The following is an 18,363-nucleotide window of genomic DNA, read 5'->3' on the forward strand; positions in this document are numbered from 1 at the left end:
TCTTAACCTGTTGGATATTCTCTTTTAATAAGCGCCAATAAGGCCGGCAAAACCACGAGAACCAGCGGCAATTGAAGACAGAGACCAGAAATTATGGCGATGGCCAGGGGCTTCAGCATAGCTGCTCCCTGACCAATTCCGAGAGCCAGGGGCATAAGGGCCAAAATGGCAGCCACCGTGGTCATGGCCACCGCCCGCAGGCGATTTCTCCCGGCAAGGATCAAGGCCGTTTTATACGGTACATGGCGCGGAAGCAAACGATATTCGGAGAGATAGAAAATGGCTGTTTCGGTAACAATGCCCACGATCATGGTAAGCCCCATCATGGAGGAGATATTGATCTCGGTATGGGTAATCCAGAGACCTACAAAGACTCCCGCCAGAGACAAAAGGGTGGTTGCCATTACGGCGATAGCCATCCGGAAACTTTCATAGAGAAATAGGAGAAGCAAAAAGACCAGAAGCACCGCGGACACGAAAACGGCCAAAAGCCCGGCAAAGGCAATTTGTTGCTGACGGTAAAGACCACCGAGCTCATAATAGACCCCTTTGGGAATGAGTCCCGGACGATTAAGCACCCTCTTTACATCCCGGATGACCGATCCCATATCCCGACCGCTGATACGTCCGGTAACGGCCACCATCCTCTTTAGGTCTTCGTGCATTATCTGGGGTTGACCGGTGAGCACCTCCACCCTGGCGATACGCCTCAAAGGGAAGAAATGTCCATCGGGAGCCCGCAGGCGGAGGGCCTCAACCTTGGAGGCGGTATCTCTGAGATGGCTTGGGATCCAGACTCGAACTCCCACCATTTTGGGAGTCTTCTGGATCTGGGTGGTGACCGTGCCACCAAGGTAATAAGAGAGCATTCTGGTTACCCATTCGGGATCCACCCCTTCAAGGGCCGCTCGATCCCGGTCCACATGGATGACCAGAGCGTCGCCGGCAAGGACGATCCCATCTCTTACATCCACCACGCCGGAGATCTTTCTTATTTCTTCAGCTACTTTGGGAGCCAGTTTCCGCAAGAGAGTACCGTTATCGGAAAAGAGCTTTATCTCTATGGGCTGCGGGACAGCCGTAAGATCTCCAATGAGATCTTCCATCAACTGGGCCATCTCGATCTCAAGCCCTGGGACCCTGCGCTCGATACGGCCTCTTATGTCCTCCATCACAGCCTCGATATCCCTCCGGGGTGGGGGCTTCAACCGGACGAAGAAATCGCCCTCGTTGGCCTCAGTAATATGGCCCCCCAGAGAGAGTCCGGTCCTCCGGGAATAGGTCTCTACGTCTGGCGTCTCTTGCAATATCATCTCGACCTGACGCAGGAGACGATCCGTTTCGGTAAGGGAGGTCCCAGAAGGAGCTCGATAATCAAGTACAAACCCTCCCTCATCCATTTTAGGCATGAAGCCAGAGCCTAACCGATGATAAGCTATCCAGCCGATACCCACCAAAATCAAAAGTACTGGAATAATGAGCCAGGGTCGAGCCATAATTCTCTTCATGAAACTTTCATATCTTTCATAGAACCAGGAAGCCCATCTCCCGGGCCTTTCCTTTTCGGCGTCTTTCTGGGTAAGCAGATGATTTGCCAGGATAGGAACCCCCAACCAGGCCACAAAAAAGGAGATCAGGAGGCTTGCGGCCATGGTAAGAGAGAGGGCCTTAAAAAAGGCCCCGGTTACCCCGGAGAGAAAGGCCAGGGGAGCAAAAATGATGGTCGTCGAGGCCGAGGAGCCGGCAAGCGGCCTAGAAAGCTCCCGAACGGCCGTGGCAATGCCAAGCTCCTGATTGGCCAGTTCTCCAAGCCTTCTTACGATATGTTCCTCCATGACGATCATGTCGTCGATGATGAGACCCACGGCCGCGGCCAGGCCTCCCAGGGTCATGATGTTGAAGCTCATGTGGAGGACGTAGAGGAGGATAATGGTAGCTGCGAGGACACTCGGAACCAAGACGGCGGCAATAAAGGTCATCTTGAGATTTCGCAAAAACAGCCAAAGGACCAGGGCGGCAAAAAGGAGGCCTATAAGCACCGCATCCCTTACGCTCCCGGCCGCCGAGAGGATGAGCTCGCTCTGGTCATACCACTTGGCAATTTTGATTCCTAGGGGAAGATGTTTGCGAAATTCAGCCAGCTTTTTCTTGACCTCCTTAGCTATTTCAACGGTATTACCCCGAGGTTGTTGATAAATTAGGAGGAGTACGGCATCGTGGCCGTCGGCTGTGACCCTGATCCATTGAGGAGCGGTACCTCGGCGGACGGTGGCAATATCGTCCAGACGAACAAGTCCATTCTTGCCGGCCCGGATGATGGTCTCTTTGATTTCTTTCAGGCTCTGAAAGCGGGTGTCCGAGATGACTAGATAGAGTTTATAGTGGTCTTCCAAACGTCCTACGGCCTTGATGACATTGGCCGCTGAAAGGGCCCTGGCAACATCGTCTATCGAAAGCCCCAAGGCATCCAGCTTGGCCGGATCGATCATGACCTCGTATTCTTCCTCCGCCCCTCCTTGGACTCCAACCTTGGCCACCCCTTTAACGGTGGAAACCAGAGGCCGTAACTGGTAAAGGGCTAGATCCCTCAGTTCAACCAGAGAATGGGTGTCAGAGGTGAGACTATAGGCCAAAACTGGAAAGACGGTGGGGTCCATGCGCCTTACGGTGAAAGAAGTTCCCCGGGGGAGGCGGGGAAGGACCTGGTTTATGGCCGATTCTACCTGAAGCATGGCCGCCACCATGTCTTCTCCCCAATCGAAGTTGATGGAGATATCGGCGCTGCCTCGGCTGGTAGTGGAGCGGATGCTTCGTACTCCAGGAACAGACCTGATGGCCTCCTCCACCGGGCGGGTCACCTCAATGGCCATGCGTTCCGCGGGTCGGTCACCAGCCTCTAGTTTCACCTCCACGCGGGGAAAATCCACGTGGGGGAAGAGGGCCACCGGGAGTCTAAAACTGGCAGCCAGTCCTCCTAGAGCCAATATAGCAATCAAAAAGAGAATCGAACGGCGGTGGCTTTGCATCCACTCAACCACATTCACTCTCTTTTCTCCGTCCGAACGGCTATTCCGTCTTCAAGTTCATAATTCCCAAGGATGACCACCAAATCTCCGGGATGGAGATCCTGGCCGATAACCTCCACCTGAGATTCGGTTTCCAGACCCATCTTGACCGTGTGTTTCCGGGCTCGACCATCCTTGATGGTAAAAAGGACATAATGATCTCCTTCCGGAAGAACCGCAGAACGAGGAACAAGGAGAGCTTCTTTAGCAGCAACGATTATCTCGCCCCGGACATACTCATTAAGAAGTAGGTCTTTGTGAGAGACAGGGACTACAAAGACGTTCACCAGCCGAGTTGAAGGATTCACCGAGCGGGAGACGGCCCGGATAATGCCTTCTATGGCAGACTTAGCCGGTCTGTTAACCGGGAAGAGTCTTACTTTTTCTCCAGGTTTCAGGCGAGAAATATCCTCTGGTTCGACTCCTAGTCTGACTTCAAGGGCCCCTTCGGTTACGATCTCTAGCAAAGGGCCTCCTGCCGGGACGATGGCTCCTTCCTGGACATAAACCTTGCCGACGATCCCGTCTTGCGAGGCCTTGAGGGTCTTGGTCTTTCCGAGTCCCTTCTTCTTGAGACTTTCAAGCCTAAGTCTGGCCTCCTGAAAGGCCTGTTCCGCCTGAAGCAGTTCCTGATTGGTGGCCAATTTGAGAGCCTTTTTCTTTTTGAGCTGAGCGAGTTTCTTTTTGGCCATCTTGTAGGCCGTTTGGGCCACCTCAAGCTTCAAAAGGCTATCTGGACTTGGAGCGAGCTCAAGCAAGGGGGTTCCGGGGCTAATCTCTTCGCCTTCACTCACAAAAATACGCCTTACCTGGCTTTCAAAGGGTATCGAGATAATCTCCACCGCTCCTGGAGCGGGGATGACCGTTCCGTAAGCTACTTCAGTCTCGAAGATCTTTCCCTTTCTTACTCGAGCAACCTTTACGGCGACCGTCTTTCTAAAAAATGTTTGGGGATAGCGGTTATCGTTTTTAGAACTCGGAGAGGAGTAACCGGTTAAATGCCAGAAGATGGCCCCTATAAGAGGGACCAGGATTAGGATAGCCAACCTTTTTTTGTTTATCCCGAATCTATCTTTCATCTACTTCATATCTCCTTTGGGATTAACAATTCCCAACGTCTTGCACCTCATCGGAAGGTAGACCCCGGAGGCGATCTCCAGGGCCACCCCGAGGTCGCTTTGTGTCTGCCTGAGCCTAAGAAGTTCGAGACGTTTGGCCAAAAGTTCGTTTTGCAGCCGGTAGTAACCAAGAAGATCGGCATTTCCCTGGTGGAGGGCCTCCTTGTAAGTGACAAGCAATCTTTGGAGGGCTGCTTTAGCCTCCTCGGAAGCAACGATCTTCCGGCGCACAAAGGCCATCTTTTCAAGGATTTCTGCCACCTCGGCTCGGGCGGAAAAGAGTCTCGCCAGGTATTCGTCGTAGAGCTTCTTGCGGGTGGCTTCCTCTAGGGCAATGTGGGCCTGGCCCCGGTCAAAGAAGGGAAGCTCTATGGAGACCGCCAGTCCGGTGGTGATCACGTCTCCGGTATCCTTGGCCCGAAGAAGACCGATTCCTATTTTGGGAAACTGGGAAAGTACCGCTGCCCGAAGACGTTCGTCCTGGGCCTGATAGCTCATCTTTAAGGCCAGGAGATCGAGTCTCCTTTCCGCAAGTCCAGAAAGAAGCTTCTCTCTTTTGATGGGTGGGGGCCAGGAGAGGAGCCGGACATCCTTTTGAATCTTCAGGTAAGTGTTCGGAGGAAAGCCGAGAATGCGGTTTAGCGTAAGCCTTTCCCGGGCCCTTTCCTCTCTCGCAGTTTCAAGGTCAAGCCTTATCTTCTGGTAGGCGGCCCTGGCAGCGGCCAGATCGAGAGCCGTCTTTTCTCCAAGGGAGACGGCCCTTTCGACCAAGGTGAGGTTCTTCTTTAGCTCCCTTTCGGCCTCTCGTAAAAGGGCTACTTTCTTTTCGGCCCAGAGTAGACGCAAGGCGTGGAGTTTGGCGGCCTCGGCTACCTGCCATTCCTTCCAGGCCACGTTGAGATCAACCGCGGCCTTTTCCGCCCTGGCCGAAGAAACCCTGGCCCCCCTGGTAAGTAAGGCGGTTATCTCCCAATCAAGCTGGAAGGTGTAAGCATTTACCGTTCCGGAAGTCACTCCTGCTGTGGGAATCTCGTAACTTGCAGAAAGCTGAGGGTTGGGAAGGAGGCCGGCCTGAAGTAACTGGGCGGAGGCTATCTTCTTTTCGTCCCTTACCGCCCGGAGCTCGGGATTGGCCACCACGGCCAAAATGGCGGCCTCATCCGGAGAGAGCCCGTCCTTTAGATCGAACTTTACGGGTTTGAGAAGGGGATGTTTTATCCGAGAGATCTCTATTCCCAGAGCTTTAATATCCGGGCCTTTAAGGACCGTCTCCTCCGCCTTTCGGTCAAGAGGCAAAGGATGATAGACCGCACAGCCCGAAAGCACAAAGAAAACTAAGATCCAAAACTTCCAATATTTTTTCATGGTAAGCTGTCAGGAATTTCTTGTCTCTCGGCAGTAATCTTGAGAATAATCTTCCTGGCCTTCGAGGAATAAGGCAGCTTGATGGTAAAGTAGCCGAATTTGTGCCGTTTACTTCCAAGGATCTCTGGCACGGTAAGGACATCCTGTCGGGCCAGAATCGCATTCCCGGCATCTACCAGGACCGCTTCCACCTCCACCCCGGAGAGTACGGTATGGGAAAGGTTGTGAACTTCTCCTTTGATGATCAAAGTGTTTCCCTTGAGTTCACAATAGGGGTTATTGAGAACGGCCTTTTTCTCGAGTTTATTCTCCAGTAAGACCGGGAGAAGACAGTTTTTTGCGCTCACCGTTTCATTGCCTACCGGTTCGTGTTCCTTATCCTGGCTTGCCCATGAAGCTTTTCCCATAACTAACCCCAAGCCGATAAGCAAAGCAATCAGGAATCTTAACCCCTGGCATTGACTCTTTCCCTTCATGACAACCTCCTTTGGTAAAGGTCTATAGGGAAAGGTTAAAACGGCACAATTAGAGAAAGATTGAAAATAAATAAAGGATTTTTAATCTTGTACGATCTCTTTTGCAGGATGGGTCGTTTCGACTGGTGATGTCTGGGGCAGGACTATGTAAAAGACGGAACCCCGGCCGGGTTCGCTTTCTACTCTAATCTCTCCTCCGTGGGCCTCTATGTAGGCCCGCACCAAGGCCAGGCCCAGTCCCCGCCCTTTCGGGCCTTTTCTTCCGGTATAAAACCGGTCAAAGATCCGCGGGATTTCCTCTGGAGAAAGCCCTGGACCGGCATCTTCCACCTTGATCCTTACCATACGATCTTTTTCAGTAGCCTCCACCCTCACCCGCCTGCCGGAGGGAGTGTATTTGAAGGCGTTGTCCACCAAATTGAAGAGGGCTTGAAGTAGGCGGGCACGATCACCGAGGATCACGAGCTCTTTTTCTGGCAGACAGACCTCGAACTGCAGATTTTTTTCTGCAGCCAGGGGCTCGAAGACCTGGCGGATTTCCGCCAGAAGATCCTTTAAGGGAAAACGTTCCCAGCGCAGTCTGAGGAGGCCGGTTTCGGCCTCGGAAAGGTCGAGGAGGAGGTCCAAGAGATGGAGGAAACGGTCGCTTTCATAGAGAATGTTCACCAGGAGCTCTTCCCTTTCAGAGCCTTCCCTCTCCAGGGCCCTTTCCGCCAAAAGTCTTACGTGGGCTAATAAATTCTTGAAATCGTGGGCTAGGTTATCGAAGATCTGGAGCAGTTCTCGAAAATATATCTCTAGCCGGCTTAGAAGAAGATTGAAGGTCTCGGCCAAACGGTCGGCCTCATCTCCCCGTCCGGAAAGGGGGACCCGCCTGGAGAAGTCCCGACTTTCCATGATTTCCCGGGAAACCCTTTCCATCTCCCGGATAGGTCGTAGAGAACGTCGAGAGAGCCAGAAACCAAGGGGAAGAGTTAAAAGCAGGGCCAGCCCTCCAGACCAGAGAAAGGCCCGGTGTACTTCCCGCAGAGTCCGACCCTCAAAACGCAGGGACACGGCCATCTCCGCCCGGTAGGGCCCTAGTTGGAAGACCACTCCCCTTATCTTGACTCCCGAGGGGGCCCGAAAGAGATAAAATGTCGGCACAGCCGGGGTCTTTTCGGGCCAGGGGAGACGGGAAAACCAAGAGGAACCCTCGATGAAGATCACCCGTTTCCGGGCATCTCTCAGGCGAAAAAAATAATGTCCAGGCCCCTTTTCCCTTGCTTCGGCTGCGGCTAGGTCTTTAAGTCCGGGTAGCCCCTTGCGCTCGTAAAGGGTGAAGATTTCGCGCAGATCCTCCTGGAGATCCTGGTCCTGGTTCTGAAGGAGACGCTGGCTCAAGATGAGATGAACCGCACCGAAGAGCCCAACCAAACTTCCCAAGAAAAGCAAGGCATAGAGGGTGGCCAGGCGGAAAGCCAGGGAACGGAAGAGGGATTTAGGTCTCATCAGTTAAAATATAGCCCACCTCCCTTATGGTGCGGATGCTGGGGCGTTCACCCTTCTTTAGACCCAGTTTTTCTCGAAGCCGGCAGATGTAGACCTCTACGATATTGGATTCCGGCGAGAAATGATACCCCCAGATCCGTTCTAGGATCTGAATCTTGGTGAGGACGCGCCCTTGATTACGCAGGAGATACTCCAGAAGGGCGAATTCTTTGGGGGAAAGGTCCACCGGTCTGCCGTGCATACGCACTTCCCGGCGCAAGAGGTCCATCTCCAGAGATCCAGCCCGCAAGACCGTCTCCTCCCCTTCGCTCGGGCGGGAGGCCCGCCGTAAGAGGGCCTTTACCCGAGCCAGAAGTTCGGCAAAGGAAAAGGGTTTGGTGAGGTAATCATCGCTTCCCAGTTCCAAGCCCCGTACCCGGTCTTCCACCGAGCTTCGGGCGCTCAGAATGAGGACCGGAAGCTGTGGCCAGCGCCTGCGGACGCGCTGTAAAAATTCAAAGCCATTCATATCCGGAAGCATGAGGTCTAGGATCATGAGGTCTATTTCCGTTCCGGAAAGAATAGTTTGGGCGGTCAAGGCGTCCGGGGCCTCCTCCACCGAAAAACCGGCCTCTCGCAGCCCCCGAGAGATGAATTCCAGAAGGTTTCGATCATCTTCCACGATCAGGATTTTACGCATGTGTCTAAGATAACATGGGACATCTTAGAGAGAGCTTAAGGAAAGCTTAAAACATTTTAAGCTTCCTTTCATTTAGCCTCAAAGGAAGAGGTTCAGGATGGCCAAGAGAAGAGGTTTTTGATGTCTAAAGAAATCTTGAAAGTATTTTTGTTGGCCTTGTTTCTGGGCCTTTGGTTTCAGGGGACGCGGCCCTTCATGGGGCGAGACGAGCACCGCTATCCGCAGGTCGCCCGTACTATGCGGAGTCGGGGCGAGTGGCTCGTTCCTTACTGGGAGAAGCATCCGCATCTCACCAAACCCCCAGTTATCTACTGGATGATAGCCGCAGGGGAGAAGCTCTTCGGGTCCGGGCCCTGGGGGGCGCGTATTCCCCACGCCCTGGCCCTGGCCGTTACTGCCGCGGCAATAGCGGCCCTCGGGGCAAAACTTTTCGGGGAAGAGGGTTTTAAGGCGGGCTTCCTTTATGCTGTGACCCTCACCCCCTTTGTGGCGGCTAACATTGTCACCCCAGACACCCCCTTAGTGATGTGGGAGGTCCTTGCGGCCTGGGCCTTTTTCACCAGGCCTCTCCTTGCTTGGGTCTTCTGGGGCTTGGCCTTCATGACCAAGGGCACGGCGGTATTCCCGGTCATGCTCCCTTTTGTCTGGTATGGCTGGCTGGCCAAAAAAGATCTCCGGGGCCTAACTAAGGGATTGGCCCTTTTCCTGCTGGTGGCGCTTCCCTGGCATCTTTACATTCAGATGCGCTTTCCCTATTTCTGGAAGATCTTTCTTAAAGAGGAAATAAGCGGAAGACTTTTACATAATTATTATCATCGTAACAGCGCCTGGTATGCCCCCTTTTATATTTATCTTCCCCTACTTACCGTAGGGGCCCTTCCCGGATTCGTGTGGTTTATAAGGGATTTTAAGGGCCTTCGGGATCTCTGGCGGGAGATCCACCTCCGGGTGATCCTTTTGTGGTACGCGGTCCCTCTTACGGTTTTTTGGCTGGCCAAATCCCGCCTTCCTCTCTACATTCTGCCTCTTTTTGCCCCCTTTTCCTTGATGGTGGTGGGTTTGCGGTTAAAGAGAGGCAGGGCCCTCCCCGGTCCCCCGTTTTGGGGTTTTTGGATTGCCGGGCTTTTAGTCCTTAAGGCCGCGCTTTCCTGGTACTTCAAAAGTCATGGTATATTTCCTGAGCCATGAAGCGGGAGCGATTTCTGATTTTTGCGCTGATCCTGGGCTGCGGGGTTTTCCTTTTCTGGAATCTAGGAGAGCGCCCCCTCTGGGGGGTGGAGGGGCGGTGGGCCGAAGGGGTGCGGGAGATGATCCTCCGGGGGGACTGGTGGGTCCCCACCCTAAACGGTGTGCCCCACATCACTAAACCCCTTATCCCCTACTGGCTTATCCGCCTCGCGGCTCTGGTTTTCGGAGGGCTCAACGAGTTTACGGTGCGACTCCCGGTAGCCCTTTGTGCCGCCGGCACCCTCGGGGCCTTTTATTTTCTGGCCCGGACCTTTTTTGAGCCCTTCTGGGCCCTCACGGCCACCGGGCTAATGGCCACCACTTGGGGCTTTGTGGCCTACGCCCGGGTGGCTCAGAGCGAGATCTACCAGCTTTTCGGGATCACCGCCGCCCTGGCCTTCTACTTCCGCTTTCGGGAGCGGGAGAGCCTTTGGGGGTATTTAGGGTTCTGGCTTTCGGCGGTCTTCGCCGCCCTTTCCAAGGGGCTTCCCGGGCTGGTAGTACCCTTAATGATCGCCGCCCTGGAGCTTTTCTGGCGGCGCAATTTCCGGCACCTCAACCCCAAAAACCTAACGGTAGGTCTCCTCGCCTTGGGTCTTTATTTTGGCCATTATTATGCCCTCTCTCGGGCTACCCATAGCGAACTCCCTTTTTATCTCTTTTTCCGGGAAAATGTGCTCCAGGCGGTCTCCCCCTATGACAATCGTGAACCCTTCTATGTGTACTTTTATTATGTGCCCCTCCTCCTTCTTCCCTGGACCCCCTTTTTCTTGGTGGGAGGGCTGTGGGCGGTAAGGGGCTGGCGGAGAATTTCGGAAGCCGAGAAGCTGGTACTCCTGGCGATCGGGGCCATCTTTATCCTTTTCACCCTGGCCCGGGCCCGTCGCTCTTACTATATCCTGCCCATCGTTCCCCTGTGCCTTCTGGTAACCACGGCCTATTTACGGAGGGCTCTGAGGGAGCCGGATCCTCTTTCTCGGGCCCTCTTTTACCTTTATGGCCTCTTGACCTTTCTTCTGGGGCTTGGGGCCGTACTTTTGCCCTTTCTCTGGCCTCATGCAGGGCTTCCTTTTCCTCTCAAACTTGCCGTTGGATTTTCGGGGCTGGCCCTTCTTTTGGCCCTGGCCCTCTGTATGGCCTGGGATCTAGCTCCCTGGGGACTTATCTGGTCGTATCTTATAGCGGCCATCTGCGGGCTTGCGCTTCTTACCCCGCAGCTTACTCCCCCCTCGGAAAAGGTCTTCGGGAGGGCCCTGCGAAAGATAGCCCGGGCGGAAAAGACTTCTCCCTGTGCCCTGGGCAAAGTCTCGGCCAATCTCCTATTCTATCTTTCCTGGCCGGAACCTGTCCCCTCTTTCCGAAAGCCAGAGGAGCTCTCCCCTTCCTGCAGGCTTGTCTTTTTTAGGGAAAAGTTTTATAAGAAGGAGGGCCGCATAAAGGAAATTGTGAAAGAAAGGGGCTTAAGGCTTTACGGTTTGCCTGCAAGATGGCGTTCTAGGGATGAAAACAAGAACTATCTCTTAGCCAGCCCTTCGGAAGTCCCCTCGGAGGATTTGAGACCTTGTCCATGAAAGTGGTAAAACTGGCCCTTATAGGTTGTGGAAAGGCGGCCACCCGCCACCAGCGGCTTTTCCGGGAGATGCCGGAAGCAAAAGTGGTGGCGGTCTCGGATCTTGATCCGGCGAAGGCCCGGGCCTTTGCCGAGGCCCTCTCTGCGGAACCTTTTACCGACTGGCGGGAGATGCTCGCCCGCCACCCCGAGGTCGAGGTGGTGGATATTGCCGTGCCTTCCGGATTGCACGCCCGGGTAGCCCTCTCGGTAATGCGGGAGTTCCGCAAACATGTTCTTCTGGAAAAGCCCATCGCCCTTCTTCTGGACGAAGCTCAAGAGATGGTGGAGACGGCCCGCAGCCTGGGGCTCAAGCTGGTCACGGTGTATCAGAATCGTTTCAACCTCCCGGTGAAACTCGTGCGGGAGGCCCTTCAGGGCGGACATTTCGGAAAACCGGTCCTTTTTTCCGCACGCTTTTATTGGTGTCGCCGGCAGGACTATTACGACAGTGCGGCCTGGCGGGGGACCTGGGCCCTTGACGGAGGGGCTCTGGCCCAGCAGGGGGCCCACCATGTGGACATGCTTCGCTGGCTCGGAGGAGAGGTGGAAAGCGTCTATGCGGAGATGGCCACACGGCTCAATCGCTTGGAGGCCGAAGATCTCCTGGTGGGGACCATAAGATTCAGAAATGGAGCCCTTGGGACCATTGAGGCCACCACCTGTGCCCGTCCTCGGGACCTGGGGGCCGAACTGGTGGTACTGGGGGAGAAGGGCTCGGCCCGCCTGGGAGGCTTTGCCATGAACGAACTCCTGCATCTAGAGTTTGAGGACGGCTTCCCCCCGCCGGAACTTCTAGAGGCCCATCGCCGCAATCCAGAAGATCCCTTGGGGTTTGCCCATCGTGAGTGTCTGCGGGCCGCTCTGCGCTATTTCGCCGGGGAAGGCCCTGACCCGCGACTCTGTTTGGGGGAGGAGGCGGTGGCCTCTCTGGAACTGATTCAGGCCCTCTACGAGTCTGCCGAACGGGGAGAACCGGTGAGGTTCCCCTTTCGACCCGAAAAATCTCGCCTGGGGAGAGGGTAAAATGCCCGTGCCTCTTCTTGATCTTAAGCGTGACTGGCCGGAGATCCGCGAGGAGGTGGAGGCCGGCTGGCGGCGGGTGACGGAGACCATGCGGCTTCTCAACGGGGAAAACCTTCTGGCCTTTGAGGAGGAGGTGGCCCGGTTTTTCGGGGCCCGTTTTGCCTTCGGAGTGGGTTCCGGGACCGCGGCCCTTTGGCTGGCTCTTTTAGCCTGCGGGGTCGGTCCGGGGGATGAGGTCCTCATCCAGGCCAACGGTTTTGTAGCCGATGTGGAGGCCGTCCTCTGGGCCGGGGCGCGTCCGGTGCTGGTAGAGTCCGAGGAGGAGTTTTTCGGGCCGGATCCCGAGGCCGTGGAGCGGGCCCTCGGTCCCCGCACCAAGGCCCTCATCGTGGTCCATATGTACGGGCATCCGGCCCGTATTAAGGAGCTTTCGGAGATCTGCGCCCGCCATGGGCTAATCCTCATCGAAGACGCCTCTCACGCCCACGGAGCCGAATACCAAGGTCGCAAGGTCGGGACCTTCGGGAAGGTGGGCTGTTTCAGTTGTGGGCCGGTTAAAAACCTGAACGCTCTGGGAGATGCGGGCTTCGTGCTTACGGACGATGAAGAAGTGGCCTATCGCCTGCGCTATCTTCGGGTGCACGGCCAGGTGCGGAAAAACGATCATCAGTTTTACGGATTTAACAGCCGACTGGACGAGATCCAGGCCGTAGTCCTGAGGGCCAGACTTAAACGCCTTTCGGCCAAAAACGAGCGCCGGCGGGAGATCGCCGAGCTCTACCGACGCGAGCTTTCGGGGATCTCCGACCTTAAACTTCCTCCGAAAGACGGCCCCGAACGTCTAAGTGTTTATCACCGGTTTGTGGTCTTTACTCCGCGACGGGACGAACTGCAGGCCTTCCTCAAGGAACGAGGGATCGGCACCGGGGTCTATTATCCCATACCCCTCCACCTCCAGCCCGCCTGGAGGGCCGCCGGTTTTCCGGATTTCCCCGAAGGGACCTTTCCGGTGGCCGAAAGACTCTGTCGGGAAGGACTGGCTCTTCCCATGTTTGCGGAGATGACCGAAGGCGAAATTCAGGAAGTTATTGAGGCGGTAAAGGCCTTTTTCAGATGATCTCCGTGGTCATCCCCGTCCACAACGAGGAAAAGAATATCGAGCCTCTTTTTCGAGAGATCGTCGCCGCCCTTGAACCCCTCGGGGAGCCTTTTGAGGTCCTCTTCGTGAATGACGGAAGCACCGACGGCACCGCCGAGGTTCTGCGCCGTCTGAAAGAGCGTGACTCTCGGGTGCGGGTGCTTACCATGGACCGCAATCGGGGTGAGGCCGCGGCCTTGACCGCCGGCTTTTTCCATGCCCGGGGCGAGATCGTGGCCAGTATGGACGGCGACGGCCAGAACGACCCCGCCTATCTTCCGGAGATGATCCGAAGGCTCCGGGAGGGAGGCTACGCCGTGGTCTCGGGCTGGCGTATGAAGCGCAAGGAGCCCCTTCTTACCCGGCGCCTTCCCTCCTGGATCGCCAACCGGATTATCGGTCTGGTCACCGGTTTGAGGGTGCACGATAACGGTTGTAGTCTCAAGGTCTATCGGGCAGAGGTGGTCAAGAGGGTGCAGATCCCTCACGGATTTCACCGGTTTATCCCGGCCATTTTCGGGGTGAAAAACCACGAGGTGGCCGAGGTGCGCATCCTGGATCGTCCCCGCCGCTTCGGCCGCACCCACTACGGCCTCAAGCGCACCTTTGAGGTCCTTCGTGAACTGCTTACCATTCGGTTCGTCTTGGGGAATCGGGTTTTTTACGAAAAGGCGCTTCTGGCAGGCGGGTTAATCTCCGGGCTTTTGGCCGTAATTTCTCTTCTAAGCTCCCACAGACCTTTCTGGGCCCCCGGAGCCTTTCTGGGCGGCTCTTTCCTTTTCTTTTTTGTTTGGCACAATCTCCGCCGCTTCAATCAGGCCCAAAAGGAAGGAGTCTTTCATGTTCGAGAATTGGAGATTTAAATACTACCAGTTTATTAAAAATGACACCTAGTAACCGTGCTTTCATAAAAGAAAATCACAAATTTTTAGAGTTATTGTGGATCATTGTCTATGCCGGTTTCTGGATCTCGGTCTTTTTTAAACATATGAGAGGTCTTCTTTATGTTGCGGGTTTTTTGGGAATTTTTTTACTTTTCTTTTATAGAAAATCTATCTTCATTTGGAGCAAATCTTTTATAAATGTTGCTATTATTTTGCTGTTATTTTTGGCTTCTCTTCTTCCTGGTATTTTCTTGAGTCCTTTTCCTTGGGCTTCTGTGGATGCTTACTGTTTAAACTATTTCTTTCATGTGGTCCTCTTTTTTCTTTTAATTGCGAGATTCTCTCTGGTTTCCTCTTCAGGATTCTCTCTGTGGCCTATTCCTTTTATGCTCCTTCTGGTAGCTTTCTTTCATTATGTGCTTATGGCTTACGAGGGATGTTTTTATAATTTCGTCTGCTGGTTACAGGCCGGAATGTCCTTGATGGAGGCCTCTTGGCTTAAGGGGTTGGTGAGTACTTCTTCAGCTTTTACTTTTACTTTTTTCCTTTTCGGAGGTCTTTCTTTAAAACTTTGTCGGCATCGTAAGATCTTGATGATTGGCTCTTTTCTATCTTTATTTTTTCTTTTTTGGTTTGCGCGCCGGGCGGCTATCTTGGGATTATTTGTAGGATTGGTGATGGCAGGACTCCTTTGTCCCTCTAGAAAAATTTTTCGAACAACTTTGATAATGACTTGTCTGTTAGGGATGGTTTTAGCGGGTTTGCTTGCGTATCCTCTTGCTCGTAAGACTCTTTTGTTGAGGGGCGATAAAATTGACCTGATCCTTTCAGGGTCTCGGGAAGATCTTGCTCGTTCCGGTTCATTAGGAATGCGGCTTTACATCTGGCCGCTCTATCTGAAAGAGGCCTCAAAGAGGATTTTCAAGGGTACGGGGCTTGGCCGGCGGGTACAAAAAAGGGTTCTTTCCGATTTGAATAGGCGGGCCCTGAATCTGGAACATGCCCACAACTTGTTTTTAAATATGTGGCTCCAGGCCGGGCTCTTTCCGGTGTTTTTGTTCGTGATTTTTTACGGTTTGACCCTTAAGAGGGCCCTTTGGTGGCTCAAAAATTCTGGGGATCCGCTGGCGGTAGGAATGTTAGCCTTTTTGCTCGCCTTTCTCTTGATGTCTTTTTTTGAAGGGATGGAAGAGATGACCCGCTTTACCCCTTTTTGGATGGCCAGCGGAATAGTGTGGGGATATGCCGCTCCAGAAAGTAGCCTTCTTTCTCGATAGCCCTGAAAAGGGAAATCGCAGGCACCATATTCAACTCCGAGCCCTTAAGGAGGCAGGATTTCACCCCAAGGTAATTTTTCTTTCCGGGGATCCCTCTGGAAGCTACCTCGCCTTTAAGGGGCACAAGGAAACCTTTATCCCCCTATTCCTTTCGCGGGAGAAGGCCTTTCATCACTTTTCGTGGAAGGCCTTACAAAAATTGACCAGAGTCCTAAAAGAAGAAAATATTGAGGTAATTTGGACTCATCGCTGGCGCCTGTTGCGCTATTTAATCGGGGCTAAATTTTTCGTTCCTCAGCTACGCATTGTTTACTACATAGTAATTAAAGGGTTTCTTCGTTCTCCAGGAAGGCGATTTTTCTTTAGGATATTCCATCCCCGGATAGATAAAATTTTGGTAAATAGTCAGGCTCTCCTGAAGGAAGTTCAGGAATTGGGTTATCTTCCAGAACATAAGGTAGATCTTCTTTATTCTGCGATAGAACCCCAAGAATTTGAAGTAAAGCTTTTTAAAAGCGAAGCCCGGAGGCTCTTTGGTTTGCCCGAAAGAGACTTTCTTTTCGGGATGGTGGCCCGGTTTCGGAAAGAAAAAGACCATGGGGGTCTGCTTGAAGCCTTTTTTCGTTTTCTTCAGACGGGAAGGAGGGCTCGATTAGTGCTGGTAGGGGATGGTCCCCTCGAGGACCTAATGCGGAAAAAGGCCAGGAAGTTACACATAGATAAGCAAGTACATTTCTTAGGAAGAATTCCTCTTTCCAAAGTACCGTCCCTCCTGAAAGCCCTGGATGTTTTTGTCTATCCGACCTTTCGTGAGGGAATGCCTATGGCGGTCATGGAAGCTATGGCTGCAGGGTTGCCCATAATTGCTACCGAAGCAGAAGGCTTGTCAGATCTCTTTGATTCATCTCTGACGTTTGGGAAGCTTCTTCCTCCTGGAAATCCCGAACTTCTGGCGCAGGCCCTCGTAGAACTTTACGACTTGGGGGAAGAAAAGCGAGCTCAACTGGGGGAGGCGGCCCGGCGGCGCATTCTAGAGGCCTTCTCCCCGGAGGTTTTGTCCCAGCGGACGATAGAAATAGTCACCCACCTCATGAAGACCTGAGATAGCGATTGTGGTTATACCAGGCCGAAAGGAGATAGAGCCTTACCCAAAGTTTGCGGTTCAAACGGTCTCCTTCTCGGGCTCGTCGATCCAAGCGGTCGAAGACCTTTCTTATTCCTTGAGGGGCCCACAAAGCACATTCTAAGATTTCTTCCATCGCTTTTTTGCGCATTTTCTGCAAAAACAGATAAGCGTTGAAGCCGTAAGAATACTTTCCGGTAGTGTTTCACAAATTGTGTCCGAGGGGGTAAATAAAGAGGCCTTCCTCCTTGCGATAATAAGTGGGAGTCAAACCAAAGGGAAGGAGGAAGGCCATGCAGGACAGAGAAATTATAGAAAAGCTGGAGGACCTCATCAAGGAGGCCATTAAAAGCGTGATTGAGCGACTGGCTATTGAGGAAAGAAGCCTTTACCTTGAGGAACACCCTGAAACCAAAGGCAATGGTTTCTACTCTCGCTCCCTTCTCACCAAATACGGGCCTATTGAAGGCCTTATGGTTCCCAGAACTCGAGATGGAAACTTTAGAGCTCAGATTCTACCTCCTCCAAGGAGAAGAGCCGGTCTCGACTTGGGAGAAGCTGTATTGGCCTTGTACGCTTCGGGAGCCAGTACCAGGGCGGTTTCAAGATTTATCGAGACCATTTACGGGGCTTACTATTCGCCAGCCAGTATAAGCAGACTAACGGAGGTAGCCGAGGACCAAATTGAGTCCTGGAGAAAGCGAAGGCTTTCGGAGGAATACTTTGCCCTTTATCTGGATGCTACTTTTCTGCCGGTGAGGAGAGGAACTGTGGCCAGGGAGCCGGTGTATCTGGCTTTGGGGATAAGGCGAGATGGGACCAGAGAGATTGTGGGCTTTTGGACCAGTGGAGGGGAAGGTGAGAGCGCTCTGGTTTATCAGGAAATTTTCAACGAACTGCGCGAAAGAGGTCTCAAGAGGATTGAGGTGGTCATAGGGGACGGGCTATCAGGCTTGAAGGAGGCGGTTCTCAGGGTTTATCCTGGGGCCAGGTTTCAGAGATGCGTTCTTCACAGTCTCAAGTATAGCCTGAGGAAGGTTCGGAGGTCTCACCGAGAGGCGCTGGCTCAGGATTTGAGGAAAATTTATCGGGCTGGGAGGAGGTCCGAGGCCCTGGAGGCCTTCAGGGCTTTCAAGGCCCGGTGGCAAGGGAAGTATCCGGAAGTAGTGAAGCACTGGGAGGAGAACCTCGAGGATCTCTTGGTTTTTCTGGAATATCCGGAGCCTATTCGGAATTATATTTACACCACGAATCAGCTTGAAAGGCTGATTAAAGAGGTCAAGCGCAGGACCAAGGTGATAGAGGTTTTCTGTGAGCCTGGGGCACTTTACAAGGTAGTCTATCTGGTGCTTAGGGGTCTAGAGGAGAAATACCGTTCGCGAAAACTGAGAGGTTTTGAGGATCTTATGGAGGAAGGCCTCTTATCCTGCGGACACAGTTGACGAAACACTATGATATTTTTCGGGAAGGCGCCCTATATAAGAGGCTACCTCTGGGGCTGTCCACGGAAGAATGAGATTTGCTCGATAGACCGCAGCAAAGTTTCGTGCCTTGCGCAAAACGAGATCAAATTCGAAATTGGGCCCCCACAGATCGGCCTTAAGGTCAAAATAATCCCAGTCTTTATGTCTTTGGTCTTGGGCCTTCCAGTAATCTAATAGGTTTTCAGTCTCGGGATAAATGAGTCGGGCATCCCGGAGGGTAAGCCCCCAGGCTCCCACCATTTCGCTTCGTGTTCGAGCTATTTTTTTGTAAGGGATTGCCCGTGGGAAGCCTTTCAGCCAAAGGCCGCAGAAAAAGGAAGGAGGGATAAATTTTTTGTCGGTAATATTCGACAGGACGGGGCACATGGCCGAAATAGATGTCATTTCCACTTCCATCAATA

Annotated in this window: 16 protein-coding genes; 8 read left to right on the forward strand and 8 right to left on the reverse strand. The window is 53.4% G+C overall.

Going from position 1 to position 18,363, the window contains the following annotated elements:
• Positions 1-2: 2 nt before the first annotated feature.
• The 6 genes from FVE67_RS05380 to FVE67_RS05405 form a co-directional block, all read right to left on the reverse strand.
• On the reverse strand, positions 3-3,044 hold the full coding sequence (locus FVE67_RS05380) for an efflux RND transporter permease subunit (RefSeq protein ID WP_168719615.1): 3,042 nt from the start codon (positions 3,042-3,044) through the stop codon (positions 3-5).
• Positions 3,041-4,111 (reverse strand): efflux RND transporter periplasmic adaptor subunit, encoded by a 1,071-nt coding sequence (locus tag FVE67_RS05385; RefSeq protein WP_168719616.1) that lies wholly within the window; start codon positions 4,109-4,111, stop codon positions 3,041-3,043. Before FVE67_RS05385 ends, FVE67_RS05380 begins: the two co-directional genes overlap by 4 nt.
• A gap of 33 nt (positions 4,112-4,144) precedes the next feature.
• The gene (locus FVE67_RS05390) at positions 4,145-5,548 is read right to left on the reverse strand and encodes a TolC family protein (RefSeq protein WP_210534561.1); all 1,404 of its coding nucleotides are present in this window, start codon (positions 5,546-5,548) and stop codon (positions 4,145-4,147) included.
• Positions 5,545-6,024, reverse strand: coding sequence for a hypothetical protein (locus FVE67_RS05395; RefSeq protein ID WP_168719618.1), 480 nt, complete (start codon positions 6,022-6,024; stop codon positions 5,545-5,547). The genes FVE67_RS05390 and FVE67_RS05395 overlap by 4 nt, the downstream gene beginning before the upstream one ends.
• An 81-nt stretch (positions 6,025-6,105) precedes the next feature.
• Positions 6,106-7,515, reverse strand: a complete 1,410-nt coding sequence (locus tag FVE67_RS05400) for a sensor histidine kinase (RefSeq protein ID WP_168719619.1) — start codon at positions 7,513-7,515, stop codon at positions 6,106-6,108.
• Positions 7,505-8,194 (reverse strand): response regulator transcription factor, encoded by a 690-nt coding sequence (locus FVE67_RS05405; RefSeq protein ID WP_168719620.1) that lies wholly within the window; start codon positions 8,192-8,194, stop codon positions 7,505-7,507. Before FVE67_RS05405 ends, FVE67_RS05400 begins: the two co-directional genes overlap by 11 nt.
• Positions 8,195-8,314: 120 nt before the next feature.
• Here FVE67_RS05405 and FVE67_RS05410 point away from each other — a divergent pair, with 120 nt between their 5' ends.
• From FVE67_RS05410 to FVE67_RS09610, 7 genes are all read left to right on the forward strand, one after another.
• The gene (locus FVE67_RS05410) at positions 8,315-9,382 is read left to right on the forward strand and encodes an ArnT family glycosyltransferase (RefSeq protein WP_168719621.1); all 1,068 of its coding nucleotides are present in this window, start codon (positions 8,315-8,317) and stop codon (positions 9,380-9,382) included.
• On the forward strand, positions 9,379-10,992 hold the full coding sequence (locus FVE67_RS05415) for an ArnT family glycosyltransferase (protein WP_168719622.1): 1,614 nt from the start codon (positions 9,379-9,381) through the stop codon (positions 10,990-10,992). Before FVE67_RS05410 ends, FVE67_RS05415 begins: the two co-directional genes overlap by 4 nt.
• Positions 10,989-12,056, forward strand: a complete 1,068-nt coding sequence (locus tag FVE67_RS05420; RefSeq protein WP_168719623.1) for a Gfo/Idh/MocA family protein — start codon at positions 10,989-10,991, stop codon at positions 12,054-12,056. The genes FVE67_RS05415 and FVE67_RS05420 overlap by 4 nt, the downstream gene beginning before the upstream one ends.
• A 1-nt stretch (position 12,057) precedes the next feature.
• Positions 12,058-13,173, forward strand: coding sequence for a DegT/DnrJ/EryC1/StrS family aminotransferase (locus tag FVE67_RS05425; protein WP_168719624.1), 1,116 nt, complete (start codon positions 12,058-12,060; stop codon positions 13,171-13,173).
• Complete coding sequence (locus tag FVE67_RS05430) at positions 13,170-14,057, forward strand: glycosyltransferase family 2 protein (RefSeq protein WP_168719625.1); 888 nt, start codon at positions 13,170-13,172, stop codon at positions 14,055-14,057. Before FVE67_RS05425 ends, FVE67_RS05430 begins: the two co-directional genes overlap by 4 nt.
• A gap of 74 nt (positions 14,058-14,131) precedes the next feature.
• Positions 14,132-15,355, forward strand: a complete 1,224-nt coding sequence (locus tag FVE67_RS05435) for an O-antigen ligase family protein (RefSeq protein ID WP_210534562.1) — start codon at positions 14,132-14,134, stop codon at positions 15,353-15,355.
• Positions 15,321-16,457, forward strand: coding sequence for a glycosyltransferase family 4 protein (locus FVE67_RS09610; RefSeq protein WP_168719627.1), 1,137 nt, complete (start codon positions 15,321-15,323; stop codon positions 16,455-16,457). Before FVE67_RS05435 ends, FVE67_RS09610 begins: the two co-directional genes overlap by 35 nt.
• Here FVE67_RS09610 and FVE67_RS05445 read toward each other — a convergent pair.
• Positions 16,444-16,629, reverse strand: coding sequence for a hypothetical protein (locus tag FVE67_RS05445; RefSeq protein WP_210534563.1), 186 nt, complete (start codon positions 16,627-16,629; stop codon positions 16,444-16,446). The genes FVE67_RS09610 and FVE67_RS05445 overlap by 14 nt on opposite strands.
• Positions 16,630-16,771: 142 nt before the next feature.
• Here FVE67_RS05445 and FVE67_RS05450 point away from each other — a divergent pair, with 142 nt between their 5' ends.
• Positions 16,772-17,920 carry an IS256 family transposase gene (locus FVE67_RS05450; RefSeq protein WP_425505381.1) on the forward strand — a complete coding sequence of 383 codons (1,149 nt, stop codon included), beginning with the start codon at positions 16,772-16,774 and terminating at the stop codon, positions 17,918-17,920.
• Here FVE67_RS05450 and FVE67_RS09385 read toward each other — a convergent pair.
• A complete protein-coding gene (locus FVE67_RS09385) occupies positions 17,900-18,358 on the reverse strand; it encodes a hypothetical protein (RefSeq protein ID WP_246167845.1) in 459 nt (152 codons plus the stop codon). The genes FVE67_RS05450 and FVE67_RS09385 overlap by 21 nt on opposite strands.
• Positions 18,359-18,363 lie beyond the last annotated feature (5 nt).

Source organism: Thermosulfurimonas marina (assembly GCF_012317585.1).
Classification (GTDB): domain Bacteria; phylum Desulfobacterota; class Thermodesulfobacteria; order Thermodesulfobacteriales; family Thermodesulfobacteriaceae; genus Thermosulfurimonas_A; species Thermosulfurimonas_A marina.